We start from the raw sequence: 208 nt of genomic DNA, 5'->3' as shown, positions 1-208 counted from the left end.
TGCAGCAACAACTTGCTAAGATGCAGGAAGAGAAAGAGCAAAGACAACAGATGCCATTGCCTGAAACGAACCCCAAAGCAGAAAGTCGCAAGAGTCTCCAAGAGAGAGAAGAGGAACTATTAAGGCAAATTGGCTTAAAAGAGATCATCCGATTTGATAATCTAGAAGATACGAGTCATTTATCCTCATGCCTTGCAACCTTTTCTGA

General features: G+C 41.8%; 1 protein-coding gene. It reads left to right on the top strand.

Annotated features, from left to right (window positions below; all coding sequences use genetic code 11):
* Positions 1-208: hypothetical protein (locus BU804_RS05660; protein WP_158025028.1), on the top strand; the 208-nt coding region annotated here is incomplete at both ends.

This window comes from Candidatus Protochlamydia sp. W-9, from assembly GCF_001950615.1.
GTDB lineage: Bacteria > Chlamydiota > Chlamydiia > Chlamydiales > Parachlamydiaceae > Protochlamydia > Protochlamydia amoebophila.
Note: the sequence above shows the minus strand (reverse complement) of the source record. Positions and strands in the feature narration are given on the sequence as shown.